The sequence below is a fragment of the Alcanivorax sp. P2S70 genome (genome assembly GCF_000475295.1).
In the GTDB taxonomy this organism is placed as follows: domain Bacteria; phylum Pseudomonadota; class Gammaproteobacteria; order Pseudomonadales; family Alcanivoracaceae; genus Alcanivorax; species Alcanivorax profundi.
The window spans coordinates 1-20,212 of record NZ_AXBZ01000012.1; the positions used below are offsets into that span (position 1 = coordinate 1).

Consider the following 20,212-nt stretch of genomic DNA (forward strand, 5'->3'; position numbering starts at 1 on the left):
GCGCCCCTCTTTACCTTTTGACCCAGTAAGAGGGGCGAACCAGCCGGAAAGACTGAGCACGCAAGGCGTTATACCGAGGTTCCTTAGCCCAGTGCCTTGTTGATCATGGCCACCAGTTCGGCTTCCACCGGGGGTTTGACCACATAGCCAAAGGCGCCTTGGCGTTCGCCCCAGACCTTGTCGGTTTCCTGATCCTTGGTGGTCACCAGAATGACCGGGATGTTTTCGGTGCTGGGATCGCGGGTGATCTTCCGGGTGGCCTGGAAGCCGTTAAGCTCAGGCATGACCACATCCATCAGGATCAGGTCGGGTTTTTCCTGGCGGGCGATTTCGACCCCTTCCATACCGTTGCTGGCGGTGACGACTTCATGGCCCTGGCCCTGGACAATCTTGACCAGGTTGGTCAGTTGGGTCGGGGAGTCGTCCACCACAAGAATTTTTGCCATCTCTTGCTCTCCTCAATGCCGACGTATTTTACGGTCCGGGTCGGCCCAATTCTGTTTTTTTATGTGTGTAATTCTATCAATCCCGCATCATAGCAGTCATCGGGATAAAGGTAAGCTGTCGAATTCTGGCACTCAGGTGACGCAGAATGTCGCTCACGGGCCGTGGTTAGCGGGTCAGCGTGTGTGCGCTGCGCCGGGTCCAGAACAGCAGTGGCAGCAACACCAGGGCAATCCACAGTGTCGTTTTCGCCTGTCCCCAGAAGGCCAGCGCCAGACGGTTGCCTTCCGGTCCGGCCAGCGGTGCCACCATGGCCATCAGCAGGCCCCCTGCCACCACTGTGAGCAGCCAGCGTGCGGCGCTGTATGGTGCCTGTCTCTTGCGACGCAATAACTGCCACAGGAATATCGCCCCAAGACCGGTCATCAGCGCCCACAGGATCCCGACAGGAATGGCCAGCGCGAGAGGCCCGGATCTGGCGGTTTCCAGTAGCACCGGTAACTTGCCCAGTATCATCAATAACAGCAAGGGGGCGAAGATCATCACCCACCAGAGGTGCCCTCCAAGCCCTTGCGGACCGGGTTGCTGGCGGTAGTGAACCGGATCAAAACGCCACACCTGTTGGGCCAGATGCCCCCAGTTGGCCGGAGCCAGTCGTTGGCCCATGCCACGGAAATGATCCCGTTGTTCCTCGATGATCATCAGCATGGCGGGGACAACCAGAAGGATGAGGGCGGTGCCGAAAAACAGGCCGAAAACGATGCTCACGGCCATGGGTTTAAGAAATTGTGCCTGCAGGGAGGTCTCGAAGAGCATGGGGGTCAGGCCGGCAACGGTGGTAATGGAGGTCAGCAGGACTGCCCGCAAGCGCCTTACGCAGGCTTCCACGATTGCCTGGAAGCGCTCCATGCCCTCGGCGACCAGTTGTTGATAAAAGCTCACCAGAACGATGGAGTCGTTGACGATAATGCCCGACAGGCCGAACAGGCCCATGGCGGAAAACATGGAGAAATGAATGCCAAAGGGGGCGACGAAAAGGTGGCCAATCACTGCCCCGGTGAGCCCGAAGAAAATGGCCGTCATGATCGCCAGTGGCCACGAATAGGAGCTGAATACCCAGGCCAGCACGATGTAGATAATGGCCAGGCCAAGGAGTGCACCGGTCGCCATATCACGCAGGTTGTCGGCCTGTTCCTGCAGTTTGCCTTCGTAACCGATGCCGATACCGTATTTGGCCTGAAGCTCCGGCAGAATGCCGTTGTTGAGCGAGGCTATGATCTCATTGGCATTGCCCTGCTCCGGGTCCAGGTCAGCGTAAATCGTCACCGCCAGTTCGCCGTTCACCCGGCGCAGCAGGTCTACTCCCTGACGGGCTTCGAAGTGCACCACGTCGCGCAGGGGGATTGCTTCGCCCTGGGGGGTGATCACGGGCAGCCGCTCGATAGCACTGAAGTGACGGCGTTCGCTATCCGGCAGCATGACCCGGACCTCGATTTCATTGTCTTCTTCGTTATAAAGTTGCGCGAGGCTGCCATCAAAGGCCGCCCGTAACTGGCTGGCGACATCATTGAGAGTCAGTCCCAGTGCGCGCCCCTGGGGGGTGAGCTGGAACGTCAATTGTTCCTTGCCGTAGGGCAGGTCGTCGTCCACGTTGCTGACCCCGGAAAACGTCAGCAAACGTTCCTGTAGTTGCAGTGAGGCTTCCTTGAGAATGGGGGCGTCTGAGCCGGTCAGCTTGACCTCGATAGGCTTTCCGGGAGGGCCCGCTTCCGGTTGCGAAATGCTGAGTTGGTCCAGGCCAGGCGGCAGGGAGAGCTTGTCACGCCAGGTCTTGATCAGGGTCTCGTTGCTAATGTCACGGTCGGCACCGACATACACTTCCACGACCAGGGTGCCATATTCGTCGCCGAACTTGTCCTGCCTGCCCCCGGGGTTGGGGAAGCCCGCTGCAGCACCATGGTGGCTGATAACCGTCTGTACCAGATGTCCCCCCAGTTCTTCGTTGGCTTCATCCAGTTTCTGTTCCAGTTGTTTGAGGAACTGGTCGACCTGCTTGCGATCAGTGCCGGAGGAGAATTCCACCACGGCGCGCAATTGATCTCCGTCGACATTGGGGAAAAAGGTGAATTTGAGCCAGCCGGTGGATACCACGGTTAGAGCCAGCACAAACGCGCAGATCGCGGAAACGGTTACCAGATGACGGTTGCGGATGGCCCATTCCACCAGTGGGCGAAAGCGTTCTTCGCGTAACCGGTCGAAGCCGTCGTCGATGCGCTTGCGCATGCCGCTGGCCTTGATCTGTACGCCACGGAAGCTGTGGTGAAGATGGCCGGGCAGGACCAGAAAACATTCCAGCAACGAAGCCATAATGACGCAGATCATCACGAAGGGTACGTCAAAGGCGATCTTGCCCATGGCGCCGCTCATCATTCCCAGGGGCAGGAAGGCGGCGATGGTGGTGGTGCTGGAGGCGACTACGGGCCAGAACATGCGGCGGGCACCGCCCAGGGCGGCACGGGTGGCGGATTCGCCCTGCTGTAGGTGCGTCAGGGTATCCTCGCCTACCACAATGGCATCGTCGACAATGATCCCCAGGGCCAGGATCAGCCCGAACAGGCTGATCATGTTGATGGTGCCGCCAAACAGCCAGACCAGACCCAGCGTGGCCATGAACGAAACCGGAATACCCAGCATGACCCACCAGGCAACCCTGGCATTGAGGAAAAAATAGAGGGTGGCGACGACCAGTAACAGTCCCGAAATGCCGTTCCAGAGCAGGGTGGAAATCCGTTCTTCCACCAATTTCCATGCCTCGAAATAGAACGTCATCTTCACCCCTTCCGGGAGGGTGTGCTGGTACTGATCGCCCCACTCATGCACCTTTTCCGCCAAATCAAGCATGTCGCCGTCTTCGCCACGCATAACCTGCAGCTCGATGGCCGGATTGCCGCGATATGTCAGGGTTGCCTGGTCATCTCGCGGCCGACGCTCGATGATCGCCACGTCTCCCAAGGAGAGCTGCTGGCCATTTGCGGTGGTGAGCAGGGGTAGCCCGGCAAAGGTTTTTTCGTCTCGACGTTGGCCCAATGCCCGAAGCTGCTTGGCGGCATCATCCCGGCCAATGGTGCCGGCGGGAGTATCCTGGCTGAAATTGCGAACCCTGCTGCTGATGTCGCCCAGGGTCATGCGCAGATCGTGAAGGGTGCTGGCCGGTATCTGGATTGCCATTTCTTCTTCGGGCAGGCCGATGAACTCGACCTTTCCGATCCCCAGGGCCAGCAGTTCGTCTTCCATCTTGCGCACCAGTGGGCGCAATTCTTCGAGAGTGCCATTCTGGGTGGAGACCAGAATCGAGGTGACCAGTGAGTAGTTGGTTATTTTCTGGATGACGGGACGTTCAGCGTCCTGGGGCAGGTTGCGTACCGAGTCGATGCGTTGGCGGACATCATCCAGTGCCAGTCCAAGGTCTGTGCCATCCTCCAGCTCGATGAACAGCAGTGACATGCCTTGCTGGGAGCGGGCGATCAATTTCTTGGTGTTGGGCAGGGTGCGAATGGCCTGCTCAACCGGGATGGTGATGGAGCGTTGAATATCCTCCGGGCTGGCCCCTCGCCAGGGAATGGATACCGAGATGAAATCGAATTCGAAGTTCGGGAACAGCTGGGTATTCAGCCGCATCAATCCCAGGCCGCCGAGCAGCAGCATCAGTATCATCAACAGGTTGGCGGCAACCTTGTGTTCGGTGAAGCTGGCAATCAGACCGCGAGATTCGCTCACTGTCCTTCTCCTGCTGAGTCACTTTCTTCCGGAGCAAGAGAGGGGGTGTCGGCATTGCTGCCGGGGGCTGGCTGTGGCTCCACAGGCAGCCCCACAATGGCTTGGGGAAGCTGGGTGACCAACACGCGCTCTCCCCCCTGGAGTTCGGGCGCCTTGAGTAGCAACAAGGATGTCTCACCGTCCATGGCTTCACCGACAATGCTGGCCGGGGTGCGTTGCAGACGATTGTCGTTGTCGATGAGGTAAAGCCGGTTCAGCCCATAGAGCGCCGTCGCGGGCAGGGCCAGCAAATTCTCTCTGGCTGGCAGGGTGAGAGTAATGGTAATGGGTCTGCCCAGTGCCGCAGACGGGACGCCACCGGCAAATTCAAACAAGCCATCGATGCCGCCCCGGGCGTCAGCGGCGTCACCGGCGAGGCGCTTCAGGTTGAGTGGCAGGGTGCGGCCTTCCAGTATGGTGCTGGCGGTCAATACGCCCTGCAGCAACCCGTCGCGAACGGCGGGAAGGTGTCGCTCGGGAATCTGCGCGCGCACTTCCAGTTCGGTGTCGGCAAACAGGCTGATCAGGAGTTCTCCGGGGCGCACCCGCTCGCCGGGGGCCACGGCCACATTGGTAATCGTGCCGTCGAAGGGGGCCATCACGCGGGTGCGAGCGAGATCCATCTCGGCTTGTTTGAGTTGGGCTTCTGCACTGGCAAGGCGTGCTTCCATTCGGGCCAGTTCATTGCGGTAATCGCTGACGCTGAGTTGACGCTGGGCAAGGGACAGGTCCGCGCGGGCCTTGGCTTCTTCTGCTTCGTCCAGCTGGGTTTGGGAGACCAGTTTCTTGCCGCGCAGCGATTCCAGTCGCTCCAGATTGTTGGCAGCCAGTTGTGCCAGCTTTTGTTCCAGCGCCAGGTTCTCCTTGTCGCTATCGAAGCGTAATCGGGTGGTCTGCAATTGGGCTTTGGCCTCATCGCGGCTGGCTTTGGCTCGGTCGCGGGCGAGGGCGGTCTCGGTGTCGTCCAACTGGATCAGCAGCTCACCCTCGCTGACGCGATTGCCTGAGCGTACCGGGATGTCGGCAACATTGGCCGTTACCACGGCGGTCAGGCTGGCGGCACGCGGGGACTGGACGCGGCCAAACAGTTGTATCTGCGGGGAGCGAGAAGCGGGGTCTGCCAACACAAAACGCACCCGGTCGTAGTGCTGCGGGGTGTCACGGGTATCGGCTGCCGGTTTGAATACCGACAGAAGCAGGATGGTGACCAAAGTGCCAATGATGACACGGGGAACCGGTGGAATCTGTTTCAGGCGCTCGCGCAAGGTGAATCCCTTATCGATAATGATTCTCAGGTGGCGTACTGTAACGACTTCTTCGAGGGGCGCCTAGAGCGTGTCGCGCGGCTTGCCCATGATCCATCATCCCGCCACGGCAATGTTTTTATACAATCTGGTCAGGCCATTTTCTTGCACGTTCACTGCATAATGCGTAAATCAGACCCTGAATTTCCTGAAAATAGCTGATTTCAATGCCTGCGCCAGTATCGGCGGGGCAACCGGGAGGACCTGTGAGCGACCAACAAGACAAGATCCTCGTTGTGGATGACGATGCGCGCCTGCGCAGCCTGCTGCAACGGTTCCTTGAAGAAGCCGGTTATGCCGTCAAGGCAGTGGGCGATGCTGAACAAATGGATCGCGCCCTGTCCCGTGAAATCTATTCGTTGATGGTACTGGATTTGATGTTGCCGGGCGAAGACGGCTTGTCGATTTGTCGACGCCTTCGGGAGGCAGAGAACGCCATGCCCATCATCATGCTTACCGCCAAGGGGGATGATGCCGAGCGTATTGAAGGGCTCGATGCCGGGGCGGACGATTATCTCCCCAAGCCATTCAATCCGCGTGAGCTGGATGCGCGTATCCGTGCGGTGCTGCGTCGTCATATTCGTGAAGTGCCGGGGGCGCCGAGCAAGGAAGAGGGACGAGTGGCCTTCGGACCCTGGGAGCTGGATCTGGCTAACCGTACTCTCGCCCGGGAAGGTGACCCGCAGGGGCTGACTACCGGCGAATTCGCCGTGCTCAAGGCATTGGTACAGAATCCCCGCGAACCCCTTACCCGTGACAAGCTCATGAGCCTGGCGCGGGGGCGAGAATGGTCGGCCATGGAGCGCTCCATTGACGTTCAGGTTTCCCGTCTGCGTCGCCTGTTGGAGGACGATCCCTCCAAGCCCCGTTATATCCAGACCGTCTGGGGGGTGGGCTATGTGTTTGTCCCCGATTAATGTCCGCGAGCGTTGCTGCGAGAGATGATGACATTTTACCCCCGCACCGCCTTCGTCCGTTCTGCCATTGTGGTCGGACTGGTGATCGGTATCAGTCAGGCGCTCACATTGTGGTTCTTCGCCCGCAACGCCTACCTGCCCGGAATCCGTGAGTATGCCAGGCTAACGGTTCTGCAGGCTGAGCTGGCTTTCAGTGCCGACGGGCAGGACGACAATCGTCTGGCTGGTCGCCTGGCCAATGCCACCAGCATCGAAGTGGCAAAACCGAAGAACCTGCATGAGGGCACTATGCTGCTATCGCAGCCAGTGGTCAGCCGTTTTCGCGAAGAACTGGAAGAGCGCCTCAACGAAACGGTTACGGTCAGGCTGGAAGACAGTCGCCAGCCGGTGCTCTGGGTCAGCGCTCCTTCGTTTGAGGGGCGCTGGCTGCGGGTGCCGATGGAGTTCTTTCGCGACTATGATCGCTACCTGTTACTGGGCTGGGGGGTGACCGTGCCGCTGCTGGCCATCATTGGTGGCTTGCTGATCGCACGGGGGCTCAACCTGCCACTGCGGCGTCTCGCCCGCGTTGCATTGAAAGTGGGACGTGGAGAAGCTGTGCCGGTGCTCGATACCACCATTGGCCCGGAAGAAATCCAGACCGTGAATACGGCCTTCAACCGTATGGCCAGTGACCTGCAGCAGGCTCAACGTGATCGTGCCCTGCTGCTTGCGGGAGTCTCCCACGATTTGCGCACGCCTCTGACCCGTCTGCGTCTGTCGGCGGAATTCATGCAAGATGAGGAGTTGGCCAAAGGCATCATCGAAGATATCGAAGACATGGATGCCATTCTTGATCAGTTCATTTCCTTCATCCGTGATGGTGCCGATGAGCAACCGGATTTCGAAAATCTCAATGCCCTGATTCATGAGGTTGCCGGCAAGTACCCGGCGGAACAGATCCGTTTTGCCCTGGCTGATCTGCCCAGGTTGATGCTGAAACGTCTGACCGTGAAACGGATGCTGGCAAACCTGATTGGTAATGCGCTCAAGTATGGGGCGTCGCCAGTGGATATCCGGACAGCGGTTTCTGACAACGTGGTGGTGCTGTCAGTGCGTGACCACGGTAAAGGGGTGCGTGAGGAAGATATTCCCTTGCTGTTACAGCCTTTTTCCCGGGGAGAAAAAGCGCGCACCCTCAGTGGTAGTGGTCTGGGGTTGGCCATCGTGAAACGGATTGTGGATATGCACCATGGCGAGATTCGTCTCGCCAACCACGAGCATGGAGGATTGCTTGTAGAAATTCGCTTCCCGGTTACCGGCAAGTTTGTGCAGCCTGTGCCGCTGTCTGCTGGCGTGCGGTAACGGCATTTCGGTGGTTACAAAAAACTGCACTTTGTGCATCTGAGTGTGGACTGGTGCACAGTTTCATCCTGCTCCCGGGCGCATGCTGATTGGCAAATTGCACTCACGGCAAGGATGCCGGGTCTGCACGTAGGCGGCCTGAACGCAACGCGTGATGCACGACCAGGATTGTAATCAAGGCTCAGCCGGGATACATCGGCAGGCCCACTCAACAAAAGGAATTGGGAGAGCTCCAGCATGACCCCCTGCCCGTTGTCGGCACGCTATCGTTGTTAATTACCTGTCGCTGATTTTCTCAACAGTGAGAGCCTGTGCTGCCACTGGACTGAGATGCCGATAACCTGTTGCCAATGGATTTGGTGACAGGTCGTTGGGCCGCACTGACTGTGCGGCCCTTTTTTTGGTCTTCCTGCGGATGTTGCCGGTTACTCCGCAAAGCGGTTTTTGCCGTTGGACAGTGCGTTGCCGGAGAGTTCGCGCTGTTCCAGTGCTCGTCCTGCAAGGAAGATCAGCAATCCGCCAATGGCCAGTGCCGCTCCTACCAAGCCGGTGGTGGACCATTCGGCGCCACTCTTGATCGTGATGCCTGCCAGCCAGGCGCCGAGCGCGTTGGCCATGTTGAAGGCGGCATGATTCATGGACGCCGCCATGGTCTGTGCGTCTTCGGCCACATCCATCAATCGGGTTTGCAGCGCCGGCCCAAGCGCCATGCTGGTGCCGACCAGACCGACAAAGACGACCCCGGCCACCACATAGTCGGCCGCCATGAAGAAGCCCGCTTGTACCAGCGCACACCAGATCAGGATCAGCACTATGGCGCGCAACAGATTGCCGTCGGCGGCGCGCGCCCCGGCAAAGTTACCCACGATGGTACCAATGCCGAAGATCATCAGAACCAGCGGCCCCCAGCGTTCTGCCATGCCTGCCTGCTCGGTGAGGGTGGGCATCACATAGCTGAACACGGCAAACATGCCGCCGAAGCCAATACTGGCCACCCCCAGGGTGAAGAGCACCCGTTGCTTGACCAGGGCGGAGAGTTCTCTGGCCGGGCTGGCGTTGGGATCCGGGGCCTGCCAGGGCACCCACAGCCACACCAGCAGGGCGGTCAGCAGCGCAATGATTCCCACGCCCAGGAAGGCCACTTCCCATCCGAAATGGTTGCCGGCCCAGGTGGCCAGGGGAGCCCCAACCACAATCGCGATCGTCAATCCGCTCATGACGCGGGCGACCGCCCGGGCTCGCATGTGATAAGGGACGGCCGCCGCCGCGACGAGGGCGGCTACGCCGAAGTAGGCGCCGTGGGGCAAGCCGGCAAGAAATCGCAAAAAGACAAACGTCCAGAAATCCGAGGCCAGCGCGCTGGCCATGTTGCCTGCCGCAAATACCAGCATCAGCGAGATAAGCAGGGCGCGACGGGGAACGCGCGCGGCAAAAGCGGAAATCAGCGGAGCGCCCACGACTACGCCCAGCGCATAACTGCTGATGGCATAGCCCACATCGGGCACGGCCACCTGCAGGTCGGTGGCCACGCGGTTCATCAGCCCCATGATGACAAACTCGCCGCTGCCAATGCCAAACCCGCCCAGAGCGAGAGCAAGAGAAAGGCGAAGCATCTGGCCTTTACCAAGGGTCATGAGATCTCCAAATGGGGCAGCATTTTGAACGGGGTTCATTGTAGCGATGCTGGGCGCCGGGAGAAGGCTTTATCACTGGATAAGGCAAAAAAAAGGCCGTGATGGACGGCAAACAGTCCGTCCGGTGCCGGTGCTGGCCGTTTCGAAGGCCGCACCGGCACGCAGGAGGAGGCGGCCGGGGTGTCCGGCCTGGAAGGAGGGTTACAGGGCGCTGATCGGTACCAGCGGGATATTCACCCGCGATGGCATGGCCGGGGTGCTGTAAATCGTCATGGCGCCGAGCACGCTGGCGAGAAGGTCTGGTAGCGGGCTCAGACCATGGGGAAGGTCACTGGTGCCGACGCTGATGCGCAGCTTTTCCCCGGCCTGGATTACCGCACTGGTGGGGAACACTTCGACATCGGCCCGAAACGGTGTCAGCGGCGTCAGGGTTTTGCGGGATTCTGCGCTGAATGGGTGCCAGGGCTGAATCAATTTTCCATTCATGAAGCGAGAGCGGCTGGCCTCGAAGGCACTCATGGAGGCCATCTGGATGCCGTGGGTCAGCGGGCGGGCAATGCCGTTCTCGCCTACGACACTGACGCGTACCGTGACATTGCTATCCAGGGCGGTTGTGGAAGCCCAGATCTGACCGGTAATCGGACCGTTGATGGCCATATCTTCTTCCAGCGGCTCACTGGTGTAGACCGCTTCGAGCAGATTGGCGACGTTATCCTGACTGGCACAGGGCGGAAGAATCATGCCGAGTACGCCTGCGGTCCATTGGCTGGCACTGGCGGAGCAAAGGCCATTGAGCGGGGTCTGCAGCAGGCTGGTGCGGTTGTCGCGGGTGGGGGCTTGCTGGTCAAGGTGGCCAATGAGAGGGGCCGCAAACTGACCATGCAGGTAGAAGGTTTCGGCGCGTGCCTGCGGGTGTGGCCAGTCTTCCGCGGTAACATAGCGTTCGGCACCCGTGTAATACTGGGTGACCGGCGGAAACTGGTTGGCGCCGGTGTCGATGCCTTTCAGGTAATGGTCGAACCAGGCAAGCCGGATACTGCCAATGCCGGGCACGCCATCGGCAGGCAGCCCTTCAGCGGAGGAGCCCTGCAGGTGCTCCCAGGGGCCGATCAGCAGTTTGGCATCGGTGTGATCTTTCAGACCTTCATAAATCAGCGGCTCGCCACGCTGGAAAATATCGTTGAGGCCTCCGACCACAAAGGTGGGGGCGGTAATTCGGTCGATTTTCTCCAGCGGTGAACGGATGCGCCAGAATTCGGTGTCGTATTTGTTTTCGTCGCCGATCAGTGCACCGGCCACAACCGGCACCTGAAACTCGGTCAGGGCGCCTTGCAGGTGTTGTAGCAGGGTAGACAGGAAGTAGCCTGGTTCGCCGTTGTCCAGCCCTGCGGGGGTGGGAATGATGCCGAGCCCGGTCACCAGTGTGACCCACAGGGGGATGAACCCCGCGTTGACCTGGCCGCCACTGAACACGATATCCCGGTAGGCGTCCCCCATGGGGACGATGGCAAAGATAGCTTGCACCGCGGGGTCTTCCTGGGCCCCGGCCAGCAACCCGGTGATGCCCATGTAGGACGCACCATTCATGCCGATCTTGCCGTTACTCCAGGGCTGTTGCTTGATGTACTGGATCAACTCCGCGATGTCGTCATGGTCGGTCTGGCTGAACGCCTGCCAGCTGCCTTCAGAGGCGCCGGTGCCGCGAAGATCCACGGTGATGTAGGCATAGCCGCGACGGACCAGGGCATCATCGGCGAAGACGGCGGCTGTCAAAAACTGGTTGTAGCCGGTAAAGGTGGCGATGACCGGAAACGGACCCACGGCCGGATTGCCATTTTCGTCCGCAGGAAGGGTCACGGTTGCTGCCAGACGAATACCGTCACGCAGGGTTATGAGCTGTTGGGGCAGATTCGCTGTGCCGGGGTAGTCGGCATCACGTTGATAGGCTTGCGGCCATGTCAGGTTAACCTCATCAGACGGTGCCGCTGGCGTTGGCGGAGCATTGCCAGTGGGGGTGTCGGTGGGGGTGCCCTGCGCAGGGGCGCGGGCCGTGCTGGAGGAGCGATTGCTATCTTCCCCTCCACAGGCGGTCAGCTGCAGTGAAACGGCAAGACAGGTAGCCACGAGCCAGTGACTGGCTCGAAAAGACGAAACGTGCATGGTCCTTTCCTGTTCCGAATCTGAATCTGTCGATTCAGGTTGTTATATGAATGCTCGGATAACAGGGAACAGGATAGTTGGCACCTCAGTGCAACTCTGTTTGTCGCTGGTGCCTCTCAGTCACGGAACCCATGGGTTTTGTGACCGAGTGTTAAGGCCTGCTTCGCTGGGTCGACTCTCAGCAGTTTGCCGTTGTCGCTGTCGGTAAGCAGGTACAGGTAGCCGTCAGGACCCGCGCGAACGTCGCGAATGCGTTCGTTGCGGCCTTCCAGTACCCGCATTTCCCGGCGCGGTTGATTGCCGTCGAACTCGACCAGATTCAGGTGGGTGAGTTTCAGCGCTCCGCTGGCCACATTGCCCTGCCAGTGTGGATAGCGATCGCTGATGATGAATGCCATGCCCGCGGGCGCAATGGAGGGTGTCCAGTGCAGCAGCGGTTGTGCCATGCCGGTTTGCTCGGTTTTACCAATGCTGGGGCCGTAATATTCTCGCCCGTAGGTAATCACTGGCCAGCCGTAATTAACGCCGGGTTCCGGTGCGTTGATCTCATCACCGCCACGGGGCCCGTGTTCGTTTAACCAGGGTTTGCCGGTGCCGGGATGGAGCGCCAGCCCTTGTGGATTGCGGTGCCCCCAACTCCAGATTTCCGTGGCCTTGCCGTCTTGGCCTGCCAGCGGGTTGTCGGCAGGAATCCGGCCGTCGTCGTGCAGTCGCAGAAGACTGCCGGCGGGGTCATGGGTATCTTGTGCACGCTCGCGCTCACCACGATCACCGATGGTTAAAAACAGGTAGCCATCGTTATCAAACAGGATGCGGCCGCCAAAATGCTTGGCCGTATTGGTGCAGGACTTTTCTGCCACATAGATATCCTGAAACTCTTTCAGGGTGCCCGCGTCATAGATGCCGTAACCCACGGCGGTGGTGCCACCGCCATCGCCGCAGGGTTTGGCATAGCTCAGGTACAGGCGCTGGTTATCGGAAAAGTCCGGGTGCGGGAGCACATCGAACAGTCCGCCCTGGCCCACGGCGACCACCTCAGGCACGCCTTCTACGGGGGCGTCCTGCAAGGTGCCGGACAGCACCCGACGTAATGTGCCGCGCCGCTCGGTAATGAGCCACTCGCTCTCGGAGACAAAGCCAAGCGACCACGGATGATGGAGGCCATTGCTGATTTCGGTGGCGGTGACGCTATCGTCGCGTTGTGCTTCCAGAGTAGCGGCCGTGTCGGCGCAGGCTGTCACGGCCAGACTGGCCAGCAGGGTGGTGAGAAGCGGGGCGGGGGTGAGGCGCATGACAGACTCCGAATCGAATGTGATTCAAAGAATGCCATGCGTCTGTGACAGATAAAACCTCGGAAAGGCAGCCCTCACCACGCCTTGGCCCGTGATCATCATGCCGGGCAGGAGAGGCCTTGTCCGCTGGGGTTGCCTTATGTGTTTTCGTGGCCTCTCAGGGCAGGATACCAAGGTGAGTGAGCACATCCTGATCCGGAAAGCCGTCGGCAACCATGCCGTTGGCCTGCTGGTAGCGGGCCAGCGCCTTGCGTGTCCCAGGGCCAAGCAGACCGTCCACGTCGCCCGCGTCATGTCCCAATTGGTTGAGGGTTTCCTGTAGCTTGCTGACCTGCTCACGGTTCAGGCGTGGTGCTGGCACGGGTGCCTGGTGCAGGGCGCCGCCACCGGCGATACGGTCGGCCAGGCGGCCCACCGCAATCGCGTAGGATTCGGAACGGTTCCAGCCCATGATCACGCGAAAGTTTCCGTAGGCGAGAAAGGCCGGGCCGTTGTGCCCCGAGGGCACGATGACCGCAGCCTCAAGGTCGGCGACTGGCAAGGCGGCGCCGCCCGGCAAGGTGATACCCAGACGCGCCCATTCGCTCAGCGGCCGCTGGTTGGCAAAGCCGGTGAGCTGGAAGTCGAAATCGTCAGGCAGGGAGACCTCGCGGCCCCAGCGCTCTTCGCGCTGCCAGCCGAGCCCGCGCAGGAAGTTGGCGGCGGAGGCCAGCGCATCGCGCTCACTTTCCCACAGATTGCGGCGGCCATCGCCGTCGTCATCAAGGGCGTACTGGAGAAAGATCGCGGGCATGAACTGGGTCTGTCCCATGGCGCCGGCCCAGGAGCCCTTCATGATGTCCCGTTCCACATCGCCCGCTTGCAGGATACGCAGTGCATTGAACAGCTCTCCCTTGAAGTACTCTCCCCGCCGTCCTTCGCAGGCGAGGGTGGCAAGGGCATCCAGAGTGGGAATGTAACCCAGGTAGCCGCCGTAGTTGGTTTCCAGCCCCCAGAACGCCACCAGATAGTGGCCGGGGATACCGTATTCGCGGGTCAGCCGTTGCAACAGTGGCTGTAGTGCCTGGTACTTCTTGCGTCCGGTTTCAATGCGCGTGTCACTGACTCGCCGGGTGTAGTAATCGGCAAAGCTGCTGGTGAATTCCGGCTGGCTGCGATCCAGCTCAATAACTTTGGGGTTGAGTTGGATGTCCTTGAGATACTGGCTGATGGTCTGGGCAGGAATGTCTTGCTGGGTGGCCTCGGCACGCAGTTCGCCCAGGCAGAGTTGGAAGTCCTCTTCGCTGAGCGTTTTTGTGTCGGTTTGGCTGGTCGCCCAGGTTGTGCAGGGAAGCAGTAGCGGTGCGATAGCAAAGAGATTCAGCAGCGGTTTCATGATGAGGACGTTCGCTCCATGACTCGACATCGATGGGACAGGGGGGAGAAAGGATACCGCTCCTTGAGTCACGGGGCAGTAGTGGTGAAGTAAAATTTGAAAGGGAAGGGATTATTGAAGCCACTCCCGCTTGACCCGAATAGCGGTGCTGCGTGCCTTGACGTGATGCTGCCGTGCTTCGCAATGCGCCCGGGTCAGGGCCGCGCCAAACAGCAGGATCATTGAGGAGTAATAAACCCACATCAGTAGTACGACCAATGAGCCCGCAGCGCCGTAGGTGGAGGCGGTGGCGGTGTGTGCCAGGTATAACCCGATCAGGGCGCGCCCCACAGAGAACAACACTGCAGTGATCAGGGCCGCTGGCATCACATCCCGCCAACCCAGCATCACGTCGGGGAGCACCCGGAACATGGTGCCGAACAGCAAGGCAATAACCCCAAGAGATACCAGCATTTCCAGGGCCACCGCGAGGCCACCGTGAAAAGGCAGCCAATGCTCTGCATAGACCAGCAGGGATTGCACAACCACATTCAGCAATAGCGACACCAGCAGCACGAACCCCAATGACACCACCACGGTCAGTGACAGCAGGCGGCTTTTGATCAGTGCAATGATGGTGTTGCGGGAAGGCTTGGGCATGACCTCCCAAATGGAGTTCATGGAGCGTTGCATCTGGGCAAACACGGTAGTGGCTCCCACTACCATCACCAACAGGCTGAGTACCCCTGCCAGCATGCCCTGGCGGGGAGCCTGAGTGTTGGCGATGGCGTTGCGGACTTCTTCTGTGGCGGCGGGGCCGATGGTGCTTTCCAGCTGGGACAGGATCTCAGTCATGGCCGCGTCGCTGGTCATTACCAGTGAAATGACCTTGACGGCAAGAATGATGACCGGGGCAATGGAGAACAGGGTGAAAAAGGCCAGTGATCCGGCGTAACTGCCAGCATTGCCTTCCAGCCACAGGGTGACGCTGCGTTTGAGAATGCCGAACCAGTATAGAAGCGCGTCTATCATCGAACCACCGTCGCCCATGAACCCCGGGCAGTGTAGCGGGGGTGGGAGGTGGCTGCCAAGATTTCACCGCAGGAGCGCCGGTTATTCGCGCCGCCAGCGACGCTCCTGCGGCAGGGTGTGTTAGGCCGCAGGAGCGTGGGGGGGTTTAGTGCAGCTTGAGTCGCGGGCGTACCAGTTTGTTGAAGCGACCGGCGATCAGCAACATGATGGTGCGTGGCCAGCCGTAGAGCGCGGCCTGATGCATCCGGTACAGGCTGATGTACATCATCCGGGCCAGCCAGCCTTCCACAAAGAAGTTACCGCCTTTCAGGTTGCCCATCAGCATGCCCACCGAGCTGTAGTTGGACAGGGAGACCAGCGAGCCGTGATCCTTGTATTCGAACGGTCGGGGCTCGCGGTGCATCAGTAATTGCTGAAGGCTGCGCGCCACGTGTTGGGCCATTTGCTGGGCGGATTGGGCTCGCGGGGGGATCGGTCGCTCTGCCCCTTCCGGAATCAGGAAGGCCGCGTCGCCAATGATGAAGATGTTCTTGTGGCCCTTGGCTTGCAGCGTCGGTTCCACTTCCACCTGGTTGATACGATTGGTGGTCAGGCCCTCAATCTGCCCCAACCATTGTGGGCACTTTACCCCAGCCGCCCAGACCAGCAAGTCGGCCTTGATGGGGTCGCCAGCTTTGGGCACGAACGCCTCTTCCGTGGCTTCGGACACCATGACGCCGGTGCGCACTTTCACCCCCAGCGCTTCCAGCCGTTCAGTGGCGGTGGCAGAGACCCGTTCACTGAGGACCGGCAGGATGCGTGGGGCGGCTTCAATGATGTCGACCTGCAGGTGCTTGCGGTCCAGCTTCTCGTGACCATAGAAGTTGAGCATGGACACGGCATGGTGCAGCTCGGCGGCCAGTTCCACGCCGGTGGCGCCGCCACCGACAATGGCAACCGACACCGGCTTGCCTTCGTAGTTGGCGTGCAGGCAGGCGTTCAGGAAGCGCTCGCGAAAGCGCTCGGCCTGGGCGCGGCTGTCCATGAACAGGCAGTTGTCCCGTACCCCGGGGGTGCCAAAGTCGTTGCTCTGGCTCCCGGTGGCCAGCACCAGGTAGTCGTAGTCGAGAGTCCGCTCGGGCAGCACTTCCTTGCCGTGTTCATCAAACAGCGGCGCCAGGGTCAGCTGCTGACTGGCGGTATCCACCTGGGTCAGGGTGCCAGGTTCAAAGCGGTAATGATTAAGCTGGGCGTGGGCGCGGTAGTCCACCGCATCCAGGTCCGCGTCAATGGCGCCGGTGGCGACTTCATGAAAGCGCGGTTTCCAGACATGGATGCTGGAGGAATCCACCAGGGTGACGTCCGCTGTGCCGTTGTGGCCGAGCTTGCGGCCCAGTTTGGTGACCAGAGGCAGGCCGCCGGCACCGCCGCCAACGACAACAATTTTGGGTTTGCTCATTGAAGCTCCTGTCGGGCTCTCCGGTTAGCGTGGAGCAGCCAGTCAAATTCATGTGTCGTTTCTGAATTATTCTTCAAAGGCAGGCCCTTGTGGGGCGGCCGGCGCAGACCTTCCCTGTGCCGGAAATGCAAAGTCTGAGCCAGCGTGGTGCTTCGGTCCAGACCGGAAAATTCCCTATCTTCCCGTGCACACGGGTCTGTGTGCCGGGCGATAATGAAAAAGCCCGCCGGTGGCGGGCTTTTTCAGCGATTCACACCACTCAGGCCTTGGGGCCAGCGGCGCGGATCTCGTCGGACACATCCGCGTACTTGTCGGCAAAGTTCTTTTCGAACTGCTCGGCCAGGTCGCGGGCGCGTGCTTCGTAGTTTTCCGGGTTGGCCCAGGTGTTCTTGGGCTGCAGCAGGTTGCTGTCGACGCCGGGGACGACTTTGGGGACGTCCAGGTTGATGATGTCCAGGTGCTCGGTTTCGGCATTGTCCAGCTCGCCGGACAGGATGGCGTTGACCACACCACGGGTAGTGGGGATGCTGAAACGCTCGCCTTCACCGTAGGGGCCGCCGGTCCAGCCGGTGTTCACCAGGTAGACGGTAGAGCCGAATTCTTCCATGCGCTTAATCAGCAGCTCGGCGTATTCGCCGGCACGACGGGGGAAGAACGGTGCGCCGAAGCAGGTAGAGAAGGTGCTCTTGATGCCGCCACCAGAGCCCATTTCCGTGGAGCCCACCAGTGCGGTGTAGCCACTCAGGAAGTGGTAGGCCGCGGCTTCCTTGGACAGCTTGGAGACAGGCGGCAGAACACCAGTCAGGTCGCAGGTCAGGAAGATGATGTGCTTGGGCTCACCGGCACGGTTTTCGTCGACTTTCTTGTCGATGTTTTCCAGCGGGTAGGCCGCACGGGTGTTCTGGGTCAGGGAGACGTCTGCATAGTCGGCAGTGCGGGTTTCGTCATTGATGATGACGTTTTCCAGTACCGCGCCGAACTTGATGGCATCCCAGATAACCGGCTCGTTCTTCTGGCTCAGGTCGATACACTTGGCGTAGCAACCCCCTTCGATGTTGAAGACCACATCCTTGCCCCAGCCGTGCTCATCGTCGCCGATCAGATAACGGGCCGGGTCGGCGGACAGGGTGGTTTTACCGGTGCCGGACAGGCCGAAGAACAGGGCCACGTCGCCGTCTTCGCCCACGTTGGCAGAGCAGTGCATCGGCAGTACGTCTTTTTCCGGCAGCAGGAAGTTCTGCACGGAGAACATGGCTTTCTTCATTTCACCGGCGTAACGCATGCCGGCGATCAGGATCTTGCGCTGGGCGAAGTTGAGGATCACGCAGCCATCGGAATTGGTGCCATCACGCTCCGGCTCACACTGGAACTGCGGGGCGTGCAGGATCTGCCATTCTTCCTTGCTGCGCGGATTGTACTTCTCCGGGCGGATGAACATGGTATTGGCGAACAGATTGTGCCACGCGGTTTGCGCAGTCACTTTTACGGCCAGGTAATGATCCGCGTCGGCACCCACGTGCAGGTGGGAAACAAAGGTGTCGGTTTCCGCGGTGGCGGCGGCGACACGGTCCCACAGGGCGTCGAACTTGTCAGCGGGGAACGGGCGGTTAATGGCGCCCCAGTGGATGTGCTCGCTGGTGCTGGGCTCATCGACAATGTAACGGTCCATCGGGGAACGACCTGTGCGGTGGCCGGTTTCCACTACCAGGGCGCCGGTATCGGACAGGCGGCCTTCGTTGCGCTGGACAGCCAGCTCTACCAGCTGGGCCGGGCTGAGGTCGTTATAAACAATCGGGTCGGTCATGGTCATTCCTGGGCTCGTAGCCGTGGTGGGCGAGGTGTGCCACACCGGGTTCGCATTGCGGGTAACAGTGCCGGTCTCGTGCCCGTGACTGCCACCGGGCAAGACCAAAAGGGACTGATGGGACCCCACCAGTCAGCACAGGCGCGCGATTATGCCAGAAAAGAGAATTAGTGGCGATTCCCCTTCGGACTGATGGGTCACGCGCTAAAGGAAGTGAATAGTTAACAGTTAACAGTGAATAGTGCGCGGTTTTGGGCCGTTAGGCCCTGAAATGCCGGAGGCCGCGCCGATGAGTGGGCGCGGCCTCCGGAGGCTGGGAACCCCTGGACGAGGTTCGCGTCGCTTTTCACTGTTCACTATTAGCTGTTAACTGCTTTCCCGGATCATCTCCGCCAGATCCACCGCATCGAAAGTTTCCTGGTGGCGACAGAAGTCGCAGGTGAGGGTGACCTCGCCGTCTTCGTCCAGCAGGGTCTGCAGTTCCAGGTTGCCGAGGGACAGCAGGGCGTTACGGTTGCGTTCGCGGGTGCAGGTGCAACCGAATTGCAGGGCCTGGGCTTCCGGGAGCTGGGGCGGCGTGTCGTGGAACAGGCGATGGAGGATGGTCTGGTCGTCCAGATTGAGCAGTTCTTCCAGCGTCAGGGTGGTGGCCAGGGCCTCAAGGTGCTCCCACATCTGGGCGTTGGCATCGGTGCCGGCCAGCTGGTTGGGCAGGCGCTGCAGCAATAGTCCGGCGGCGCGATTGTTCCCGCTGGCCAGCCACAGCCGGGTGGGCAGCTGCTCGGATTGCCGGAAGTACGCTTCCAGGCACTGGGCCAGGGTGTCGCCGGTGAGCGGGACGATGCCCTGATATTGCTGGCCTTGCTCGGGAATGATGGTGATCACCATGTTGCCGTCGCCGATCAGGGTACGGATATCGCCCTGGCTCCAGTCCTGACCCTCGCTGTGGCGGGCCACGGCACGCAGCTCGCCCTCATTGGTGCATTCGGCCAGCAGCAGGGATACCGGGCCATGGCCCTGAGCCTGCAGGGCAAGGCGCCCCTTGAACTTGAGGGTGCTGGCCAGCAGGGCCACGGCGGCCACGGCTTCACCGATCAGCCCTTGCACGGGCAGTGGGTAGTTGTGCCCTTCAATAATCCGGCTGACGCTGCTTTCTACCTGTACCAGTTCTCCGCGGATGTCGGAGTCGGGGAAAAGAAAGCGCTGCTTGTGGTCTTGCATGTTGCTGTCCTGAGTCGGGTTTTCACGGGGGAGGCCGCCGCGAAAAGGTTATTCCAGATTGTCTCGTCGGAAGCGCTGGATATCCCGGCGCTCCTTCTTGCTGGGTTTATGGTCGGGGGCGGCTGCGGCTGCCCGGGCCAGTTTGCGCTGTTCGCTGTTCATTTCCCGTTTGGCCACACTCTCCGGGGTTTCCTCGTAGAGGGTCTGGGCCACTTTGGCCGGGCCGCGCTTGCTGCTCAGGTCGCGAACGATGACCTCGAAATGTTCAGTGCCCTTGGTAATGGTAACGGTCTGACCGGGCTGCACCGCCTTACTGGGCTTGGTGCGGCTGCCGTCGATATGAACCTTGCCGCCCTCAATGGCGGTTTTGGCCAGGGTGCGGGTCTTGAAGAAGCGGGCGGCCCACAGCCAGGAATCAATGCGTACGCTTTCCATCCGTCTCTCTGTCAGGC

At 60.4% G+C, this 20,212-nt stretch carries 14 protein-coding genes; 2 read left to right on the top strand and 12 right to left on the bottom strand.

The features are described 5' to 3' along the window. Nucleotides 1–83: 83 nt before the first annotated feature. The 3 genes from Q672_RS22295 to Q672_RS22305 all read right to left on the bottom strand — a co-directional run bounded on the left by Q672_RS22295 (nucleotide 84) and on the right by Q672_RS22305 (nucleotide 5,525). A complete protein-coding gene (locus tag Q672_RS22295) occupies nucleotides 84–446 on the bottom strand; it encodes a response regulator (protein ID WP_022984653.1) in 363 nt (120 codons plus the stop codon). A 166-nt stretch (nucleotides 447–612) separates the two neighbouring features. Then, nucleotides 613–4,221, bottom strand: a complete 3,609-nt coding sequence (locus Q672_RS22300; RefSeq protein ID WP_022984654.1) for an efflux RND transporter permease subunit — start codon at nucleotides 4,219–4,221, stop codon at nucleotides 613–615. Beyond that, entirely contained in the window at nucleotides 4,218–5,525 is a 1,308-nt protein-coding gene (locus tag Q672_RS22305; RefSeq protein ID WP_022984655.1) for an efflux RND transporter periplasmic adaptor subunit, read from the bottom strand. Before Q672_RS22305 ends, Q672_RS22300 begins: the two co-directional genes overlap by 4 nt. A 245-nt stretch (nucleotides 5,526–5,770) precedes the next feature. Here Q672_RS22305 and ompR point away from each other — a divergent pair, with 245 nt between their 5' ends. Together ompR and Q672_RS22315 are read left to right on the top strand one after the other, a co-directional pair. After that, entirely contained in the window at nucleotides 5,771–6,481 is a 711-nt protein-coding gene (gene ompR, locus Q672_RS22310) for an osmolarity response regulator transcription factor OmpR (RefSeq protein ID WP_022984656.1), read from the top strand. A 27-nt stretch (nucleotides 6,482–6,508) separates the two neighbouring features. Then, the gene (locus Q672_RS22315; RefSeq protein WP_031226144.1) at nucleotides 6,509–7,825 is read left to right on the top strand and encodes an ATP-binding protein; all 1,317 of its coding nucleotides are present in this window, start codon (nucleotides 6,509–6,511) and stop codon (nucleotides 7,823–7,825) included. Between the two features lie 425 nt (nucleotides 7,826–8,250). On the opposite strand, the gene Q672_RS22320 is transcribed toward Q672_RS22315, so the two are convergent. The 9 genes from Q672_RS22320 to Q672_RS22360 all read right to left on the bottom strand — a co-directional run bounded on the left by Q672_RS22320 (nucleotide 8,251) and on the right by Q672_RS22360 (nucleotide 20,195). Continuing rightward, entirely contained in the window at nucleotides 8,251–9,459 is a 1,209-nt protein-coding gene (locus Q672_RS22320; protein ID WP_022984658.1) for an MFS transporter, read from the bottom strand. 201 nt (nucleotides 9,460–9,660) lie between these two features. After that, a complete protein-coding gene (locus Q672_RS22325) occupies nucleotides 9,661–11,619 on the bottom strand; it encodes a CocE/NonD family hydrolase (protein WP_022984659.1) in 1,959 nt (652 codons plus the stop codon). A 116-nt stretch (nucleotides 11,620–11,735) separates the two neighbouring features. Then, nucleotides 11,736–12,911: a PQQ-dependent sugar dehydrogenase gene (locus tag Q672_RS22330; protein WP_022984660.1), complete on the bottom strand. Its 1,176-nt coding sequence runs from the start codon at nucleotides 12,909–12,911 to the stop codon at nucleotides 11,736–11,738. 157 nt (nucleotides 12,912–13,068) lie between these two features. Further along, nucleotides 13,069–14,286, bottom strand: a complete 1,218-nt coding sequence (locus Q672_RS22335; RefSeq protein WP_022984661.1) for a lytic murein transglycosylase — start codon at nucleotides 14,284–14,286, stop codon at nucleotides 13,069–13,071. A 111-nt stretch (nucleotides 14,287–14,397) separates the two neighbouring features. Next, the gene (locus Q672_RS22340; RefSeq protein WP_022984662.1) at nucleotides 14,398–15,297 is read right to left on the bottom strand and encodes a YihY/virulence factor BrkB family protein; all 900 of its coding nucleotides are present in this window, start codon (nucleotides 15,295–15,297) and stop codon (nucleotides 14,398–14,400) included. 145 nt (nucleotides 15,298–15,442) lie between these two features. After that, entirely contained in the window at nucleotides 15,443–16,735 is a 1,293-nt protein-coding gene (locus Q672_RS22345) for an NAD(P)/FAD-dependent oxidoreductase (RefSeq protein ID WP_022984663.1), read from the bottom strand. A 259-nt stretch (nucleotides 16,736–16,994) separates the two neighbouring features. Continuing rightward, entirely contained in the window at nucleotides 16,995–18,539 is a 1,545-nt protein-coding gene (locus tag Q672_RS22350) for a phosphoenolpyruvate carboxykinase (RefSeq protein ID WP_022984664.1), read from the bottom strand. Nucleotides 18,540–18,905: 366 nt separating this feature from the next. After that, nucleotides 18,906–19,760 carry an Hsp33 family molecular chaperone HslO gene (hslO, locus tag Q672_RS22355; RefSeq protein WP_022984665.1) on the bottom strand — a complete coding sequence of 285 codons (855 nt, stop codon included), beginning with the start codon at nucleotides 19,758–19,760 and terminating at the stop codon, nucleotides 18,906–18,908. Nucleotides 19,761–19,808: 48 nt separating this feature from the next. Further along, a complete protein-coding gene (locus tag Q672_RS22360; protein ID WP_022984666.1) occupies nucleotides 19,809–20,195 on the bottom strand; it encodes an RNA-binding S4 domain-containing protein in 387 nt (128 codons plus the stop codon). Nucleotides 20,196–20,212 lie beyond the last annotated feature (17 nt).